Below are 18,001 nucleotides of genomic sequence, written 5' to 3'. Positions count from 1 at the left end.
GCCGAAAACGCCCCGTGTGATCTGGGTGACAGCATATATTTAGGGGCAATCTTCAGCCATTGCCCCTAAGGAGGTCCCGTGGACGGGATTCTGTCAACCCTCAACGACCTGATCTGGTCGAACTGGCTGGTGTACCTGTGCCTCGGCGCGGGCGCCTACTTCACCATCGTCACGCTCTTTCTGCAGATCCGCTGCATCCCCGACATGATCACCCAGCTTGTCAAGGGCGAGAAGTCTGAGTCGGGCATCTCTTCGTTCCAGTCGCTCATGATCTCGCTGGCCGGGCGCGTCGGCGTGGGCAACATCGCCGGCGTGGCCACCGCCATCGCCTTCGGCGGCCCCGGCGCCGTGTTCTGGATGTGGCTCGTGGCGCTTCTGGGCTCCTCCACCTCCTTCGTCGAGTGCACGCTCGCGCAGATCTACAAGGAGAAGGACCAAGACACCGGGGAGTACCGCGGCGGGCCTGCCTACTACATTGAGAAGGCCTACCGCCACACGGCGGCGCGCCCGTTCGCGCTGGCCTACGCCATCGTCTTCGCCGTCGCCATGATCCTGGCCACCTCCTACTTCCTGCCCGGCATCCAGGCCAACGGCGTCGCTGCCGCGCTGGACAACGCGTGGTCGGTGCCCACCTGGGTGTCGGCGGCCGGGATGGCCGTGTTGCTCGGCGCGATCATCATCGGCGGCGTCAAGCGCATCGCCAACTTCGCCTCCCTCGTGGTGCCGTTTATGGCGGTGATCTACATCGTCGTCGCCATCGTCATCCTCTTCGCCAACGCCTCGCAGATCCCGGAGGTCTTTGGCACGATCTTCCGCTCGGCCTTCGACCAGGAGGCCGTCTTCTCCGGCATGCTTGGCGTGGCCATCATGTGGGGCGTCAAGCGCGGCATCTACTCCAACGAGGCCGGCCAGGGCACCGGGCCGCAGTCCGCGGCCGCGGCCGAGGTGTCCCACCCGGCGAAGCAGGGCTTCGTCCAGGCCTTCGCCGTTTACGTGGACACCCTCTTTGTCTGCTCGGCCACCGCGTTCATCATCATCTCCACCGACATGTACAAGGTCTTCGAGGGCGAATCCGAGGACGGCGCGGTGCGCTACGCGGGTTCGCTTCCCGACGGCGTCCCCGTCGGCCCCGGCTTCGTCCAGGCGGGCCTCGACTCCTACGCCTCGGGTATCGGCCCCTCCTTCGTCGCCCTGGCCATCATGTTCTTCGCGTTCACCACGGTGCTGGCCTACTACTACATGGCCGAGGTGAACTTCACCTACCTGAACCGCTGGGTGCGCAACGAGACGGCGCGCCGCGTGATCATCTGGGCGCTGCGCGCGCTCATCGTTGTCTCCGTCTTCGTGGGCGCGACCAGCACCCCGGGCGCTGCGTGGGCGCTGGGCGATATCGGCGTCGGCTCCACCGCCTGGCTCAATATCCTCGCCATCCTGGTCCTCCAGGCCCCGGCCCTGAAGTGCCTGTGGGACTACCGCCGGCAGAAGAAGGCGGGCCTCGACCCGCAGTTCGACCCGGAGGCGCTGGGTATCAAGAACGCGACCTTCTGGGTCGAGCGCAAGGCCGCGATGGTGGCCGATGGCACGTGGCCCGCCGCCCAGAAGCCGGGCGCGGGTTCCACGGTGGCCCCTGCTAGCGCAGGGAGCTGAATACCTGCTCCGCGGCGGCGTCGTCCCATGTGATGACGCTGCCGACCTCCGTCTCGGCGAAACCGCCGACGGGCACGGTCTCGGTGGCCAGCCCGCCACGCAGCGCGAGGGGGATGCGGGCGAGGTTCCAGATGTGGTCGCTCGTGTTCACGGTGAACACCCGCGGCGCCGCCGAGAACAGCCGGGTCAGGTGGATGGGGTTGAGCAGCACCGACGGCGAGAACACCCGCTCGGTGAGCGCCGCCATGAACTCGCGCTGGCGCGCCACCCGGTCGAGGTCGCCGAGCGCGGTGGCGCGGGTGCGCACGTACCCGAGCGCGGTGGGCCCGTCGAGGCGCTGGCAGCCCGGCTGGAGGTTGATGTTGGCCAGCGGGTCGTCGATGGGCTCGGCGACGCAGATATCCACCCCGCCGACGGCGTCGACCACTCCGGCGAGACCGCCCATCCCGATCTCCGCGTAGCGGTCAACGCGCAGGCCAGTGGCCTGCTCCACGGTGGAGGCGAGCAGCTTCGGGCCGCCGTAGGAGAAGGCGGCGTTGATCTTGTCCATGCCGTAGCCGGGGACCGCGACGTAGGAGTCGCGCGGGATGGACACCAGGGTCGGCTGCCCCGTCAGCGGCAGGTGCAGCAGCATGATCGTGTCGGTGCGGGTGCTGCCGATGTCGCCGCCGGTGCCCAGGCGCGCGGCGTCCTCCTCGGTGAGGCCGACGCGGGAGTCGGAGCCGACGAGTAGCCAGTTCGTTCCGGCGGTGTGTGCAATCGGCTGGTCCGGCAGGGCGTCCACGCGGGTCAGGCGGGCGTCGGTGAGCACCACCGCCCCGAGAAGCAGCGCGACGACGAGCGCGAAGGCGGCCGCGCAGCCGGGCAGCCTGCGCCGACGGCGGCGCGGCGTGACCCGGCGGGAGCGGGCCACGCGCATCGGCACCTCCTCCTGGGCTGGGGGCCGGCGGCGCGGCACCTCGGGGGTGCGGCGTGGCTCGTAGAGCGTCTGCTGCGGCATCACCTGGCGCGGGCGCGGCCGCGGGGCCGGCGCGGGCTGGGGTGCGCTGGCCCGGCGGCGCACCGGCCGGCCGTAGCGGTCGACGACGGGTTTGCCGTCCTTGCCCACGACGTAATCCCCCAGGTTGTCCCGGGGGTCGTTGGAGCGGGGGGTGTGTGACATGCGGATAGCCTAAACCACAGCTCACAGCCCGAGCCAGGACAGGTCGAGGAACTGGTAGCCGAGGTAGGCGGTGGCGTCGATGAGGAAATGGCCGAGAATCAGCGGCCAGATGCGCCCGGTGGCGTGGAAGTACCCGGCGTAGACCACGCCCATGACCACGTTGCCGAGGCCCGCGGAAACACCCTGGTAGAGGTGGTAGGTGCCGCGCAGCGCGGCGGAGGAGGCGATGGCCGCGGCGGGACTCAGCCCGAGCTGCCTGAGGCGGGTCAGAAGCCACAGCACGACGACGATTTCCTCGCCGAAGGCGTTGGCCGCCGACCACACGAGCAGCGTGGGCAGCTGGGCGGCGTCGGTGGCCACGACGACCTCCCTCGTCCACCCGAAGTGCAGCGCGGCAACGTAGAGCGCGAGCCCGGGCAGGCCGATCACCGCCGCCAGGGCGACCCCGCGGGGCCAGTCGCTTAACGACGGCCAGCTCAGCCGCCTCCCCAGCAGAAACAGCGCGAGGGCGCCCCAGGCGAAGAGGGTGAGCGCGCTCGCGACCTGGAGGGCCAGGTCGAGCCAGGTGACGCTCGATTGGGCGTCGTTAAGCGTGACCTGCTGCTCGTTGAGCGGGGCGGGGGCGAGCAGGCCGTCGATAAGGCGCAGCCCGGCGCGCAGGCCGGAGGTGCCGAAGGTGACCGCGAGGACGATGACGAGCTCGGCGCGAAGGCTGCGGTCGGAGGTCATGCGCTAACTTTAAGCCATGACGCGGATCAGCTACCTGGGACCGGCAGGCACGTTCACGGAGCAGGCGGTGTGGGCCTTCGGCCTCGCCGGTGCGGAGGCAGTGCCCGTGGAATCGCCGGCCGCGGCGCTGGACGCGGTGCGCTCCGGCGAGTCGGAGTACGCCGTCGCCGCCATCGAGAGCTCGGTTGACGGCACTGTGACCTCGACCTCAGACGCCCTCGTCGAGGCGCCGGGGGTGCAGATCTACGCCGAGGCGGAGCTCGACATCGCCTTCGCCATCATGACCCGCCCCGGCGACACGCTCGAAACGGCGCGGCGCCTGGCCTCGCACCCGGTGGCGTACCGGCAGGTCAAGGGGTGGGTCGCCGATCACATCCCCGGGGTGGAGTTCCTGCCGGCGGCCTCGAACGGCGCGGGGGCGAAGATGGTGGTCGACGGCGAGGCGGACGTGGCGGCCGCGCCGCGCCGGGCGGCCAAGCTGCACGGGCTCGAGGTCCACGCCGACGGGGTCGCGGATTTGGAGACGGCGCGCACCCGCTTCCTGCTCGTCGGTCGGCCCGGGGCGCCGACCGCACGGACGGGCAACGACCGCACCGGGATTGTCGTGCAGATGCCTAACGAGCCGGGCACCCTCGTCGCCGTGCTGCAGGAGTTCGCCTCGCGCGGCGTGGACCTGAGCCGCATCGAGTCGCGACCGACGCGGAAGGTGCGCAACACCTACGACTTCCACGTGGACCTCGTGGGTCACATCGACGACGAGCCGGTCGCGGAGGCGCTGCGGGCGGTGTATCTTCGGGCCTCGAAGATTGTGTACCTCGGGTCCTGGCCCCGCGCCCACGGCGCGGGCACGCCCGTTGATCAGCGCCGCCTCGACGACGCCCGCGCGTGGGTCGAGCGCGCGCGGAAGGGGAAGTAGATGCTCATCCTGCTGCGCCACGGCCAGACCTTTTCCAACGTCGACCGCAAGCTCGACACGCTGGTGCCGGGGGCCGAGCTCACGGACCTCGGCCGCGAGCAGGCGCGCGAGGCCGGGGCGGACATCCTCCGGGAGTTCGACGTCGACCGCGTGGTCACCTCAGAGGCGCTGCGCGCCCGGCAAACGGGGGAGATCGGCTTCGGCGCCGCCTTCGGGGAGATCCCGGCGGTGCCCGGGCTGCAGGAGGTTCACGCGGGCAGGTGGGAGATGATGAACTCCCTCGAAGCGCACGAGGCGTACCACTCGGCCTTCAGCGGGTTCTACCGCCGCGAGCTCGCCGCGCTGATCGAGGGCGGCGATTCCCTGGATAGCTTCCTCACCCGCTACCGGTCCGGCCTGGAGCCGTGGGTGGACAGGGAGAAAAACACCGTCGTGGTCAGCCACGGCGGCGCAATCCGCGCGTTCGCGGCGAACGCCTCGGCGGTGGACCCGGTTTTCGCGGAGCGGTCCTACCTGCCCAACTGCTCCTACGTGGTGCTCGACCCGGTCGGCGAGTTCGGCTCGTGGCGGGTGGAAAAGTGGGCGGACTACCCCCTGAGCTAAACGGCGCGTTCAGCCCCACCCGAGCTCGTGCAGGGCGTCTTCCTCCATGCCGAAGTAGTGGCCGACCTCGTGGAAGACGGTGACCTTCACCTGCTCGCGCAGCTCGTCGGCGTCGGCGCAGATGGCTTCGAGGGCGTCCTTGTAGATGAACACGGCGCTGGGCAGGTAGCCGGCGTGGTTCGCGTGCTGCTCGGGCAGGGGAACCCCCTCGAACAGGCCGAGGAGCTCGGGCACCTCCTCGTTGGCCGGGCGCGCCAGGACGACCAGGTTGGTCATGGCGCGTGCGAAGGGTTCGGGGATCTCGTCGAGGGCGTCGTCGATGAAGCCCTCGAACTCCTCGTCGCTCACGGGCAGCATCATGGGGCGGGCTCGGCGGGCGCTGGTGACGAGGGCGAGGACGCGGGGGTGGAGTCCGAGCGCAGGGGGCGCCGCTCGGGGCGCTCGGGCGGCGGGTTGCCGTCGATACGCAGCTCCTCGCGCCCGCCCTGGGCGGAGCCGGTGAGCGTGGCGAAGGCCCCGTCGCGGGAAAAGACCAGCGCGCAGTTGACGCTGCGGGAGCCGCCCTCCCAGCTGGCGGGCGCCAGCGTGGTCCAGAACGGCTGGAGGGCAACCTGGTACAGGTTCTCCTCGCCGCCGAGGTAGTCGTGGGCGGCGGTGGTGCAGGCGTCGCCGAGGTACTCGTCCTGCTCCTCGACGCTAGGCGTGCGGTCGGCGAAGACCTCGTTCAGGCTGACCACCGAGGTGATTTCCATGTGGTGCGGCTCGGCGCAGTCGACCGGGGTGACGGTGTTGGAGGCGTCGATCGCCGCGCACTCCCCGGCGGGCAGGACGCGGGCCTGGTCCTGGGCCGCGGCGTTGCCGGTGGTCAGCAGCGGCTCGCCGGAGGCGTCGGGGACCTGGAGGCCGCACAGCATGGTGCGGTCGCCGGCGGCCCAGGAGTCGGCCGGGGGCAAAATCGAGGCGATGGAGTAGCGCCCGTTCGGGTCGTAGACGCCGTCGAGGTAGCGCACCGTGGCCGCCCCGCAAAGCTCCTCGCGCAGCTGCGCCTGCCGGGTCGGGTTCGGCGGCTCGGCCTCCGGGCCGAACTCGGAGGAGGGGAAGGTGGCCAGGTCCTCGCGGGTGGACACCTCGAAGCGGTGCTCGCTGGCGCAGGGGGTCTGCTCGAATTCGGAGATGCTGCCATCTTCTGCGATCTCCCAGGTCAGGCAGGTCCCCGCGTCGGCCGTGGTGAACGGCGGCGCCGGCTGCACTCCCGTGGAGGAGGGCGCGGAACTGGCCGCCGTGCTCGGCCCGCCGGTCTCGGCGGGAGACTCTGACACGGCCGCGTAGGAGGCAGCCCCGACGGCCCCCGCGAGGAGGGCCAGGAGGGTGGCTCGTGCACCGGACGTTGCAGAAATCATGCGCCCATTCTGCCTCACGGTCTGCCCACCCTGGCGTTCAGGCGGTAGCGGTCGGTGCGGTAGAGCGAGGAGCACAGCTCCACCTCGCGCTCGCCGCTGCGGGCGTAGCGCACGATGTGCAGGAGGGCGGCGCCGGGCGTGACGTCGAGAAGCGGCGCGTCGGACGCGCTGGCGTTGACGGCGGTGACGGTCTGGTCGGCCTCGGTCACGGGGAGGCCGTACTCCTTGTCCAGCAGCGTGTACACGGAGTTGTTGACGTCGCGGTCGAGCAGGTCCGGGACGAGGCCGCCGTTGTACCAGGCGTCGTCGATGGCGTAGGGCTCGCCGTCGCCGAGGCGCAGGCGCCGCAGGTGGATGTGCACCGCGCCCGCCTCGGAGCCGAAGTAGGCGGAGACCTGCGCCGGGGCGGCGGCGCGCTCGGAGAGCAGGATCGTGGAGGAGGCCGCAACCTGCTGCGCCTGCATCTCGTCGGAGAAGCTGGCCAGGTGCAGGTGGCTGACCAGGGTGTTCGGCGCGACGAAAGTGCCCTTGCCGCGCACGCGGCGCAGCTTGCCGGCGGCGACGAGGTCCCCGATGGCGCGGCGCACGGTGATCCGGCTGACGCCGTAGGTCTCCTCCAGTGCGCGCTCGCCAGGGATCGGGTCGCCGGGGCTGAGCTCTTCGTCGCACATCTGCTCGAGGATGAGGCGCAGCTGCGCGTGCTTGGGCACAGGTCCGTCGGAGATCCGCATGTCAGCCATCCTACCCCCGGTGGTTATGACCAGCCCAGCGGAACGGCGACCCGCTAGAGTATGAAGGCGTGATTGATCTGAAGTTTGTGCGTGACAACCCCGACGCCGTCCGCGCCTCCCAGCGGGCGCGCGGCGAGGACCCGGGCCTCGTGGACCAGCTGATCGCAGCCGACGAGGTGCGCCGCTCCGCGATCCAGGCGGCCGACGAGCTGCGCGCGGAGCAAAAGGCCTTCGGCAAGAAGATCGGCCAGGCCGCCCCCGAGGACCGCCCCGCCCTGCTGGAGGGCTCCAACGAGCTCAAGGAAAAGGTCAAGGCCGCGGACGCGGCCCAGACGGAGGCGCAGGAGCAGGTGCGTCGCCTGCAGCACGCCATCCCGAACGTGGTCGAGGGCGCGCCGGCGGGCGGGGAGGAGGACTTCGTCGTCCTCGAGCACGTCGGCGAGGTCCCCGAGTTCGACTTCGAGGTCAAGGACCACCTCGACCTCGGCGAGGCCCTCGGCATTATCGACGTCAAGCGCGGCACCAAGGTCGGCGGCGCGCGCTTTTACTACCTCGTCGGCGACGGCGCCTGGATGCAGCTGGGCATGCTCATGCTCGCCGCCCAGAAAGCCCGCGAGGCCGGCTTCAAGGTCATGGTGCCGCCTGTGCTCGTGCGCCCCGAGATCATGCAGGGCACCGGCTTTTTGGACGAGCACGACGAGGAGATCTACTACCTCGAGCGCGATGACCTCTACCTCGTGGGCACCTCCGAGGTTGCGCTCGCCGGCTACCACCGCGACGAGATCATCGACCTCAGCGACGGGCCCCTGCTCTACGCCGGCTGGTCCTCCTGCTTCCGCCGCGAGGCCGGCTCCTACGGGAAGGACACCAAGGGCATTCTGCGCGTGCACCAGTTCGACAAGCTGGAGATGTTCGTCTACTGCGAACCGGAGCAGGCGGAGGAGATGCACCAGAAGCTGCTCGGCCTCGAGCGCGAGATGCTCGACGCTGTCCAGGTGCCCTACCGCATCATCGACATCGCCGCCGGCGACCTCGGCTCCTCTGCGGCCCGCAAGTTCGACACCGAGGCGTGGGTGCCCTCCCAGAACACCTACCGTGAGCTCACCTCCACCTCGAACTGCACGACCTTCCAGGGCCGCCGCTTGGCCACGCGCTACCGCGACGCCGAGGGCAAGACCCAGACCGTGGCTACCCTCAACGGCACGCTGGCTACGACGCGCTGGCTGGTGGCCATCTTGGAGAACAACCAGAACGCCGACGGGTCCGTCACCGTGCCCGAGGCGCTGCGCCCCTGGGTGGGCAAGGAAGTGCTGGTGCCCTGATGCCTGAGCTTCAAGGGTTGTTCGCCGTCGACCCCACCTACGCAGCGGCGCCCGATCACCCCGTCGAATCCGGGGAGCGCTTCTACCAGCGCGTCGTGCGGGCGGCGAAGGCCGTCTTCCGCGCGCAGGGCACGCACACCACGCTCCACGGGCTGGACAACCTCCCCCTCGAGGGCGGCGCGCTGCTGGCCATCAACCACACCGGCTGGTTCGACTTCATCTTCGCGGGCATGGGCCCGCACCTCCGGGGCCGACGCCTCGTGCGCTTCATGGCCAAGGCGGAGGTCTTCCCCATGCCGGTGATCGGCTGGCTCATGCGCGGGATGAAGCACGTGCCCGTGGACCGCGCCGCAGGCGCCAGCGCGGTGGACGCCGCCGTCGAGTGCCTCGGAAACGGCGCGCTCGTGGGCATCTTCCCCGAGGGAACCATTTCCCGCTCCTTCGAGCTCTCGGACTTCAAGACGGGCGGCGCGCGCATCGCGCAGCGCGCAGGTGTCCCACTGATCCCCTGCGTGATCTGGGGCTCCCAGCGCATCTGGACGAAGGACCTGCCGCGGCGCCTGGGCCGCACGAACACCCCGGTCATCGTGCGCTACGGCGCGCCCGTGGACACCGAGGGCACCCCGGAGGAGGTCACCGGCCGGCTCAAGGAGGCGATGGGCGCGCTACTCGAGGCCTCCCGCGAGGAATACGCCCGCTCCTTCGGGCCCTTCCCCAGCGGCGAGCGGTGGATGCCGAATTCGCTGGGCGGCTCCGCGCCCACTCTCGAGGAGGCGGAGGAGATGTACGCCCGCGAGAAGGAAGCCCGCAAGAACAAGAAGAAGAAAAAGGCGTGATTGCCCCGTGGCCCCGCGGCTGATCATCAGCGACATCGACGGCACCTTCCTCAACAGCAGCGGCCGTGTCACCCCGCGGCTGCGCGGCGCGGTCACGCGCGCCGTGCGCTCGGGCGCCCACTTCGGGCTGGCCACGGGCCGGCCCCATCGCTGGCTCATGCCGGTGCTGGACCAGCTGCCGTTTAGCCCCGTCTGCGTGTGCGCCAACGGTGCGGTGGTCTACGACCCGACCTCCGACACCATCCTGCACTCCTTCGAGTTGGAGGTCGAGACGATGCGCGAGCTCGTGGCCGCGGTCGATTCCGTGCTGCGCCCGCTGGGGCTGACGCACGGCTACGGCGTCGAGCGCGTCGGCCAGTCCGCGCTTGACCCCGAGGACCAGGTCTTCTTGGTCACCCCGACCTTCAACCCCGCCGCCGAAAACGTCGGTTTCGGCGTGGTCTCCACCGCCGAGCTTATCGACGCCCCCGCGGCCAAACTCCTCGTCCGCTGCCCGCAGCTCTGCGCCGCCGAGATGTTCGACCTTCTCGCCCCGGTGATTGAGCCCGACGCCGCGCACCTGACCTACTCCATGAACGAGGGCCTCATCGAGCTCTCCAGCCCCGGGGTGAACAAGGCGACGGGCGTGTCCATCCTGGCGGCCCGCTACGGGGTGGAGGCGCACGAGGTGATCAGCTTCGGCGACATGCCCAACGACTGCGAGATGCTGGCCTGGTCCGGGATGGGCGTGGCCATGGGCAACGCGGCGCCCGCCGCCCGCGAAGCGGCGGATTACACCACCGCCACCAACGACGAGGACGGCGTGGCGCGGGTGCTGGAGCGCTGGTTTTAGGCCGCGGTACGAGCCGCGGCACAGGGATTTCCTACACTATCCCCATGCCGTACATCGCCGCCATTGACCAGGGCACGACCTCGACGCGGGTCATCGTGACCACCACCGAGGGCACCGTGTGCTCCCAGGCCCAGTTCGAGCACGAGCAGATCATGCCCAGGCAGGGCTGGGTGGAGCACGATCCGCTGGAAATCTGGCGCAACACGCGCCGGGCCCTTGCCCAGGCGCTGGCGGAGAAGGACATCGCGGAGGCCGATATTGCGGCGCTCGGCATCACCAACCAGCGCGAGACGGCGGTGGTGTGGGAGAAGGAGACGGGCCGACCGGTCTATAACGCGATCGTCTGGCAGGACACGCGCACGAACTTCGACGGCAACCCCGCCCAGCACCTGGAAAAGACGGGGCTGCTGCGCAATTCGTACCCGGCGGGGCCGAAGTGGGCGTGGATCCTCGACAACGTCGAGGGCGCGCGGGAGCGCGCCGAGCGCGGGGAGCTGCTGGCCGGCACGATTGACACCTGGCTGATGTGGAACCTCACCGGAGGGGCGCGGCAGCCGGAGGAGGCCGTGCATCTCACGGACGTGACCAACGCCAGCCGCACGCTGCTGATGGATCTTCACACGCTGGACTGGGACGACGAGCTGTGCGAGGAGATCGGCGTGCCGCGGGTGATGCTGCCGGAGATCCGGGCGTCGATAGGCAAGTTTGCGAGCGTGCGCCGGAGGGGGCCGATCGCCGGTGCCCCGATCACGGGCGTGCTGGGCGACCAGCAGGCGGCGCTGTTCGGGCAGGGGTGCCTGGCGGAGGGCGAGGCGAAGATCACCTACGGCACGGGTCTGTTCATGCTGCTCAACACGGGTGAGCGGGCGCAGGTGAGCGCGAACGGGATGCTCACCACGGTGGCCTACCAGCGCGAGGGGGAGGCGCCCGTGTACGCGCTGGAGGGCTCGGTGGCGGTGGGCGGCTCGCTGATTCAGTGGCTGCGCGACCAGCTGGGTATCCTGCGCACGGCCGCCGAGTCCGAGTCTCTGGCACGCCAGGTCGACGACAGCGCGGGGGTCGTCATCGTCCCGGCGTTTTCGGGGCTGTTCGCTCCGCGCTGGCGCCCCGACGCGCGCGGGGTGATCACAGGGCTGACGCGCTTCGCGGACCGGCGCCACATCGCCCGGGCCGCGCTCGAGGCGACGTGCCTGCAGGCGATCGAGGTGGTGCGCGCGGTGGAGCAGGACGCGGGCACGTCGATTCCGGAGCTGCGGGTCGACGGCGGGATGACCGACAACGAGCTGCTCATGCAGATGCAGGCCGACCTGCTGGGCGCCCCCGTGGTGCGGCCGGGCAGCATCGAGACGACGGTGATGGGCGCGGCCTCGGCGGCGGGGATCGGGGCATCGCTTATCGACGCCCCCTTGACCCTCGGGGAGTCCACCCGCTGGGAGTGCACGATGGATCAACCCGAGCGGGAGCGCTTCATGTCCGCGTGGGAGGACGCGGTGGCCCGCTCCTACGGGCTGGGGTAGGCCGGGCTACCCCAGGCGCCGCTACTCCACGTCGATGTTGACGGAGTTGGATTCCGGGTCGTAGGAGATGTGCCCGCCCTGGAAGTCCACGCGCACGATGTCGCTGAAGGGGGAGTACTCGTCCGAGGTGGGCAGCCCGAGCGGGCCGCCGTCGGCGCCCTGCTGCAGCCAGGCGTCGGCGATCTTGCCCGCCAGCGTGCGGATGTCGCCCTCGGAGTTCATGATGCCGATGCCGTGCTCGAAGAAGGCGTAGCTGCTGCCGCCGACGCCCGCGGTGCCGGTGAGGTTGCCCAGCAGCGGCTGGAAGCGCTCCCACATTTCGGCGGCCTCGCCGTTGCCGGTGAACTCGAGGATGGGCCCGATGTACGGGGTGATGGCGTCCACCGTCAGGCCGGGCAGCAGCTCGACGCCGCCGACAGTCTCGGAGGAGCTGGGCAGCAGGTCGTACTGGGCGGCGAAGAGGATGAGCACGCCGGCCAGCGTGCCCGCGGCGAGCGCGATGGCGGTGGGGTCACCGTCGACCAGGCCGGCGAGATCCAGCTGCTGCAGGGCGCTGGAGCCGGAGCCGGTGACGGTGGTGTTGCTGCCATCGGGGTTGGTAATGGAGCCGGAGGCACCGCCCGGATTCAGGGAGTTCGCCTTCTGCGAGGCGATGTTGCGGATGGTTCCCATTTCGTTGTAGAGGAAGTCACCGGGGCAGGCGTTGAAGTGGAAGTCGCGGTGGGCGTTGATGTTGGGGAAGTAGGCCCCCTGCCCGGCGTTGTAGCGGCTGCCGCTGAAGTTGGACTCGGCGAAGTGGTAGCCGCGGCCGTTCGGGTCGAAGCCGGCGACGGCGGCCTTCCAGCCGATGATCTCGCCCATGGCCTGGAGGGCGGCGGGGGTCGGCCTGACCTGCTCGTAGTTGCCCAGCATGGACACGCCCCAGGTGTTCTGGTTGAACCCGCCGACGTGGGCGCCCTGGACGCCCCTGTCCAGGCCGCCGGTACGGCCTTCGTAGATGTTGCCGAACTTGTCCACCATGGCGTTGTAGCCCACGTCCCCCCAGCCGAGCTGGTTCGCGTGGTAGTTCCAGATGCCGCGAACGATGCCGGGGGCCTGCGCCTCGGTGTAGTTGTTGGACCCGGCGGTGTGGTGCACGGTCGCCGCGGTGACCTCGGTGTAGGTGGGGTCGCTGTTGTAGCCGGCGCCCCACGCGGCGCGGGAGATGACGTTGGGCATGCCCTCGGCGTAGGTCTCGGCGACGGGCGTGATGGCGTTTTCGGAGAGGCCCTCGCCGCCGTCGAGGAAGACGGCCTCGATGTCGTGTGCGGTGGTGGGGGCATCGGATTCGGTGCGCCCGCCTTCGAGGAGGTCGACGTTGGCGGTGGAGACCTGGATGCGGGTGGTGGGTTCGACGTAGATCGGCTCGGTGCCGAACTTCGGGCTGGTGGGCACGGAGTCCGCGTGATCCATCTCGAACCACTCGGACCACGTGCCGTCGGCGCGCTCGGAGCGGACGAAGGCCGCGATGTCGCGCTCGCCTTCCCAGGTGAGGCCGACCATGCTAAAGGGGGTCTCGCTGGTGAACTCCTTCACCACGCGGCGTTCTTCCGCGACCCCGCCCTGGGTCTGGATGGCGGCGTCGTCGATGGTCACGTCGGCGCCGTCAGCAAAGGACGTGGTGGAGGAGGCAACCTCGATCGCGCCCTGCCCTTCGGACTGGACGTGGAGGACGCGGGTGCCGCCGATAGCTGTGACGGCAACGAGGGCTGCCGACACGAGGGCAGCAATGACGGGGTTCGCCCGCCGGGGTGAGCTAGCAAGTCGTCGTCGTTGATGCACGGTAAATCTCCTGTGGCGCCTGTGAAGATAGTTGATCTGTGTGCAGTCTAGGGGAGAAACAAGTCTAAAGCGAACATTGAGACTATCTGGGTGTGTCGCTCGGCGGGGCGTCGTGAAGCGAATGTGCGAAGATGGGCGCATGACTTACGACCTCATCGTTGTTGGATCCGGTTTCTTCGGCCTGACGGTCGCGGAGCGCACCGCGAGCGAGCTGGGAAAGCGTGTCCTTGTCGTCGAAAAGCGAGAGCACATCGGCGGGAATGCCTACTCCGAAAAGGAGCCCGAAACCGGCATCGAGGTGCACAAGTACGGCGCGCACCTGTTCCACACCTCCAACGAGCGCGTGTGGGAGTACGTCAACCGCTTCACGGACTTCACGGACTACCAGCACCGCGTCTTCGCCATGCACAACGGCACGGCGTACCAGTTCCCGATGGGCCTGGGCCTGATTAACCAGTTCTTCGGCCGCTACTACTCGCCGGACGAGGCGAAGGCGCTCATCGAGCAGCAGCGCGAGGGCCGCGACCCGGCCGAGGCGCAGAACCTGGAGGAGCGCGGCATCGCGCTCATCGGCAAGCCGCTCTACGAGGCCTTTGTCAAGCACTACACCGCCAAGCAGTGGCAGACCGACCCGACCGACCTGCCGCCGGAGATCATCTCCCGCTTGCCGGTGCGCTACACCTTCAACAACCGCTACTTCAACGACACCCACGAGGGCCTCCCCGTCGACGGCTACGCCGCCTGGCTTTCGAATATGGCCGACCACGAGCTCATCGACGTGCAGCTGGACACCGACTGGTTCGAGGTGCGCGAGAAGTACGAGGGCATCCCCGTCGTCTACACCGGACCCCTCGACCGCTACTTCGACTACTCCGAGGGCCGCCTCGGCTGGCGCACCCTAGACTTCGAGCAGGAGGTCCTCGCCACCGGCGACTTCCAGGGCACCCCCGTCATGAACTACAACGACGCCGACGTGCCCTACACCCGCATCCACGAGTTCCGCCACTTCCACCCAGAGCGCAGCTACCCCACCGACAAAACCGTCATTGTCAAGGAGTACTCCCGCTTCGCCGGCGAGGACGACGAGGTCTACTACCCGATCAACACACCCGAGGACCGCGAGAAGCTCCTCGCTTATCGACGCCTCGCCGCCGCCGAATCCCGCGACAAAGGCGTCCTGTTCGGCGGGCGCCTGGGCACCTACCAGTACCTGGACATGCACATGGCCATCGGTGCGGCGCTGTCACTGTTCGACAACCACCTGCGCCCCCACTTCCTCGACGGCTCACCACTCGAGCAGCCGCGCGGGCACTAGGGGGTGGAATCGGTGAAACCCGACTACCCAGTTGGGTATCCGTCTGCATGGGGAGTCTATACGGACTATGTAGATTCCTTACCCGGCAAGCCGTGGAAAAACGATCTCCCTACGAAGGTGTCGCGTTTTGCAAACCGGTATCGAGCAGCCTCCACAATGGAAGTTTCGTTCGGGTTTACGTCCGACACAGCACAGGGGTACAGCGATCTGCTGCAGGTTGCTATGTCCTATTCCACCGTGGAGTCGCTCGAAGCGGCACTGGATGAGGACCAACGGATTCGGCGAATTCGCAGCAAACGAACTCGACAGCGATACTTGAAGGTGCGACTGGACTCACCGGAAATCGCGCACTGGTACCGCCTAGATGAGGCGATCAAGTTGCGCAAGGCCCTGGAAGATTTTTTGAAGAGGGATGAGCTGAAGAAACAGCTGTCTGACTTGGTCGAAGGCGGTTCTGACGTGCGGCCGCTGGCAACGGGCATCAGGCACCTCGCATTTCACGGCTTAGTGGCGCCGGGAACGATTGCGTATGCCCGGGGCGACCGTGGTGAGGTTGCAAAGATATTGAAAGGACTGCGGAGCCTGAGCCTCAGAGAGGCTGACCTGCATTTTTCCAAATGGGTTACTGAGTGCAGTCGCCCAGAAGGCCCCTTTCGTTAGTTCTTCGCTTCTAAAGATGACAGTTGCCGGCGAGGAAAGCGCCGTAACTATTCAACAGTTGTTGTAGGTCGTCCGCTTGACCGACAAACCGGCGAAGGTCCAGATCGATGTACTCCAAAGCGACATCAATGTTCTGAAGGTGTGCCTGGTGGTCATCTCCAAGGAGGCAGACATGGTGCGCAGCACGGTTCCGGAGCCGGCGCACGTCGTTCATGCAGTGGTAGATCTTCCCGCGTTTTGCCTCAAACGCGTGGTTGGCCAGCTGGTGGAAGTTCTTGGCGTTGTCCTTGTGCAGCAGCAAGGTCCAAAGCCCAAACTCCGATTTGGCGACAAAGCGGTCGCGCGGGTAGTCGCCCTCGAAGACCTTGTGCGACAGTGTTTTAGCGATGCTCTTCTGGCAATCCAGAGAAAACTCCGTGTAGCAGTCCTCCCACCAGTGGTCGGAACCCGTGATGTGAGTGAGGGACCCGTCAAGAATATTTCGCAGACCGACCTCGACGAATCCGGTTCGTGTCAGGTAGCGCGATGCGACCGCGGCGTTCCACATGTAAGCGCGCTGCGCCTTAATCACATCGCTTTCGGTGTGAAGCATGAACGGATCCATGCGACCGTCCCCGAAAAGAACGTCGAGTTCCAACTCCGCTGGATCCAAAACCTATCCCCCCCCCCTTTATAAAGCAAGACGCCGACCAGGTTGTGGAAAATAACCACGCCTCCTGGCCAGCTGATGAACACAAGGATAATAACGCAAGCGAGCCGAGTCAACCAGAGCAGCGGGGCGTATATCGGAAACCGTCAACTGACCCACCGTGGGAACTTTCATAGCATTAATCGGCCTGCTGCTGGCCACCGTCCTCGTCGCCGCCGTAGGTGAGCGCACCGGCCTGCCGTGGCCGGCGCTTCTGACCGTGGTGGTCGCGCCGGTGATCTTTATCCCCGGCATCGACACGGTGTCCATCGATCCGCACCTGATCCTGCCGATCTTCCTGCCGCCGCTGCTGTGGTCGCTAGCCCGGCGCACGAGCTGGGGGCAAATCGGCTCCCAGCTCAACGTGGTGCTGACCATGTCGGTCATCCTGGTATTCCTCACCGTCGCGGCGCTGACCGCCACGGCGATGTCGATGCTGCCGGGGCTGAGCCTAGCTACCGCGATGGTGCTCGCCGCCGCGATCGCCCCGCCGGATCCGGTGGCGGTAGACGCAGTGGCGGGCCCGGCGGGCATCCCGAAGCGCATCACCGGCACGCTGCAGACGGAGGGGCTGTTCAACGACGCCGCCTCTATCGTGACCTTCAACGTCGCCATGGCAGCCGCGGTCGCGCACGGCGAGGTCGACTTCGGCAAAGGCGCCCTGCAGTTCCTTTACACCGCCATCGCCGCGGTGCTGATCGGCCTGGTCGTGGGCAGGTTGGCCGCCATGTTCGCCAATTCCGTACCCGATTCCGTGATTCGCACCGCGTTTACCTGGGTGCTCCCATTCGCCATTTATGCCGGCTGCGAGGCCATTCACGCCTCCAGCGTCATCGCGATCGTCATCGCCGCGGTGGAGATGTCCTCGCGCTCGGCCATGACCGCCGAGGACCGTCTCACCGGACACTTTTTCTGGGAGACGGTGGAACTGCTGTTCACCGGCGTGGCGTTCGGCCTGATCGGCATGAGTGTGCGCGACGCGCTCGGCACCGCCGGCACGCACATCTGGCAGGCGGTGAAGGTGGGCGTGGTCCTGTCCGTCGTCGCGTTCGCGGTGCGCTTTGTCTGGATGTGGGTGCTGTACAAGATCAACCAGAAAAAGCACCACACCAACGTCTCCCCGCTGCGCCTGCAGGAGGTCTTGCTCATGGCGTGGGCGGGCATGCGCGGGCTGGTCACGCTGGCGCTCGTGCTGGCGATCCCAGCGTCGGCGACGAGCTACCACCACGAGCTCTCTGTCATCGCGTTGACCGTGCTCACCTGCACGATGGTGGTGCCGGGGCTGTTGCTGCCGTGGCTCGTCGATAAGCTTGACCTGCAAAACGGCCCCGCCGGCGACAAGGCGCTCGAGGAGCTGAACCAGCGCGCCTTCGACGCGGCGCGCACGGCCGTGAAGCAGCACGGCGAGGAGTACGCGCCGGAGGCGTACGCGATGATGCAGGAGCGCCTCGACTCGATCGCGGAGCAGCGCCTGCAGGACCCCGAGGGTTCGGAGGAACGCAAGGCTGCCTTCGACCGTGCCCGCGCGGGGGCTGCGCGGTTGCAGGAGGTCGCGTTGCGCGCTGCCAGCCGCGAACTGCAGCTGGCGCGCCGCGAGCGCAAGTACAACCCCGCGGACGTCGATGCGGTGATCGCGGACCTGGACCGCCTCATCCTCGCGCGCGACCGCAAGGCCCTCACCGCACCGAGTTCGATGCGGGAGAAGTAAGGGGCCTTTGCCTATCGACGAGCCTCTGGCCCGCCCCGTTTCCCAAATGCCAAGTAAACCGCTTTCAAAACGCCAAGTGGTCTGTTTTCAAAACGCCAAGCAAGCCCCTTTCAA

At 68.1% G+C, this 18,001-nt stretch carries 17 protein-coding genes; 10 read left to right on the top strand and 7 right to left on the bottom strand.

Features of this window, described 5'->3' with window-relative positions:
* Window positions 1-78: 78 nt before the first annotated feature.
* Window positions 79-1,647 (top strand): alanine/glycine:cation symporter family protein, encoded by a 1,569-nt coding sequence (locus CAURIS_RS10675; RefSeq protein ID WP_290342044.1) that lies wholly within the window; start codon window positions 79-81, stop codon window positions 1,645-1,647.
* On the opposite strand, the gene CAURIS_RS10670 is transcribed toward CAURIS_RS10675, so the two are convergent.
* Complete coding sequence (locus CAURIS_RS10670; protein ID WP_290342043.1) at window positions 1,631-2,809, bottom strand: LCP family protein; 1,179 nt, start codon at window positions 2,807-2,809, stop codon at window positions 1,631-1,633. The two genes, CAURIS_RS10675 and CAURIS_RS10670, sit on opposite strands and share 17 nt — an antisense overlap.
* Window positions 2,810-2,830: 21 nt before the next feature.
* Window positions 2,831-3,538, bottom strand: coding sequence for a CPBP family intramembrane glutamic endopeptidase (locus CAURIS_RS10665; protein WP_290342041.1), 708 nt, complete (start codon window positions 3,536-3,538; stop codon window positions 2,831-2,833).
* 16 nt (window positions 3,539-3,554) lie between these two features.
* Here CAURIS_RS10665 and pheA point away from each other — a divergent pair, with 16 nt between their 5' ends.
* Together pheA and CAURIS_RS10655 are read left to right on the top strand one after the other, a co-directional pair.
* Complete coding sequence (pheA, locus tag CAURIS_RS10660; RefSeq protein WP_290342040.1) at window positions 3,555-4,454, top strand: prephenate dehydratase; 900 nt, start codon at window positions 3,555-3,557, stop codon at window positions 4,452-4,454.
* Complete coding sequence (locus tag CAURIS_RS10655) at window positions 4,455-5,057, top strand: histidine phosphatase family protein (RefSeq protein WP_290342039.1); 603 nt, start codon at window positions 4,455-4,457, stop codon at window positions 5,055-5,057.
* A gap of 9 nt (window positions 5,058-5,066) precedes the next feature.
* On the opposite strand, the gene CAURIS_RS10650 is transcribed toward CAURIS_RS10655, so the two are convergent.
* Genes CAURIS_RS10650 through CAURIS_RS10640 form a run of 3 tightly spaced genes read right to left on the bottom strand, consistent with a single transcriptional unit; the run spans window position 5,067 to window position 7,197 of the window.
* Entirely contained in the window at window positions 5,067-5,414 is a 348-nt protein-coding gene (locus CAURIS_RS10650) for a metallopeptidase family protein (RefSeq protein WP_290343387.1), read from the bottom strand.
* Complete coding sequence (locus tag CAURIS_RS10645) at window positions 5,414-6,457, bottom strand: septum formation family protein (RefSeq protein WP_290342038.1); 1,044 nt, start codon at window positions 6,455-6,457, stop codon at window positions 5,414-5,416. Before CAURIS_RS10645 ends, CAURIS_RS10650 begins: the two co-directional genes overlap by 1 nt.
* Before the next feature lie 14 nt (window positions 6,458-6,471).
* Complete coding sequence (locus CAURIS_RS10640) at window positions 6,472-7,197, bottom strand: GntR family transcriptional regulator (protein WP_435384008.1); 726 nt, start codon at window positions 7,195-7,197, stop codon at window positions 6,472-6,474.
* Between the two features lie 59 nt (window positions 7,198-7,256).
* Here CAURIS_RS10640 and serS point away from each other — a divergent pair, with 59 nt between their 5' ends.
* Genes serS through glpK form a run of 4 tightly spaced genes read left to right on the top strand, consistent with a single transcriptional unit; the run spans window position 7,257 to window position 11,695 of the window.
* The gene (serS, locus tag CAURIS_RS10635; RefSeq protein ID WP_290342036.1) at window positions 7,257-8,510 is read left to right on the top strand and encodes a serine--tRNA ligase; all 1,254 of its coding nucleotides are present in this window, start codon (window positions 7,257-7,259) and stop codon (window positions 8,508-8,510) included.
* Window positions 8,510-9,346 (top strand): lysophospholipid acyltransferase family protein, encoded by an 837-nt coding sequence (locus CAURIS_RS10630; protein ID WP_290342035.1) that lies wholly within the window; start codon window positions 8,510-8,512, stop codon window positions 9,344-9,346. The genes serS and CAURIS_RS10630 overlap by 1 nt, the downstream gene beginning before the upstream one ends.
* Window positions 9,347-9,353: 7 nt before the next feature.
* Window positions 9,354-10,178: an HAD family hydrolase gene (locus tag CAURIS_RS10625; RefSeq protein ID WP_290342034.1), complete on the top strand. Its 825-nt coding sequence runs from the start codon at window positions 9,354-9,356 to the stop codon at window positions 10,176-10,178.
* Between the two features lie 44 nt (window positions 10,179-10,222).
* Complete coding sequence (gene glpK / locus CAURIS_RS10620) at window positions 10,223-11,695, top strand: glycerol kinase GlpK (protein WP_290342033.1); 1,473 nt, start codon at window positions 10,223-10,225, stop codon at window positions 11,693-11,695.
* Between the two features lie 21 nt (window positions 11,696-11,716).
* Here glpK and CAURIS_RS10615 read toward each other — a convergent pair whose 3' ends face one another.
* Entirely contained in the window at window positions 11,717-13,453 is a 1,737-nt protein-coding gene (locus CAURIS_RS10615) for an N-acetylmuramoyl-L-alanine amidase (RefSeq protein ID WP_290342032.1), read from the bottom strand.
* Window positions 13,454-13,655: 202 nt separating this feature from the next.
* Between CAURIS_RS10615 and glf the strand changes: the two genes are divergently transcribed.
* Window positions 13,656-14,831 carry a UDP-galactopyranose mutase gene (gene glf / locus CAURIS_RS10610; protein ID WP_290342031.1) on the top strand — a complete coding sequence of 392 codons (1,176 nt, stop codon included), beginning with the start codon at window positions 13,656-13,658 and terminating at the stop codon, window positions 14,829-14,831.
* A gap of 156 nt (window positions 14,832-14,987) precedes the next feature.
* Entirely contained in the window at window positions 14,988-15,491 is a 504-nt protein-coding gene (locus tag CAURIS_RS10605; RefSeq protein ID WP_290342030.1) for a hypothetical protein, read from the top strand.
* A gap of 10 nt (window positions 15,492-15,501) precedes the next feature.
* Here the strand turns inward: CAURIS_RS10605 and CAURIS_RS10600 are convergent, their stop codons facing one another.
* On the bottom strand, window positions 15,502-16,095 hold the full coding sequence (locus CAURIS_RS10600) for a hypothetical protein (protein WP_290342029.1): 594 nt from the start codon (window positions 16,093-16,095) through the stop codon (window positions 15,502-15,504).
* 205 nt (window positions 16,096-16,300) lie between these two features.
* Between CAURIS_RS10600 and CAURIS_RS10595 the strand changes: the two genes are divergently transcribed.
* Window positions 16,301-17,887: a cation:proton antiporter gene (locus CAURIS_RS10595; RefSeq protein WP_290342028.1), complete on the top strand. Its 1,587-nt coding sequence runs from the start codon at window positions 16,301-16,303 to the stop codon at window positions 17,885-17,887.
* Window positions 17,888-18,001 lie beyond the last annotated feature (114 nt).

The sequence above is a fragment of the Corynebacterium auris genome (assembly GCF_030408575.1).
Lineage (GTDB): Bacteria > Actinomycetota > Actinomycetes > Mycobacteriales > Mycobacteriaceae > Corynebacterium > Corynebacterium auris.
This window is presented reverse-complemented; position numbering and strand designations above follow the sequence as displayed.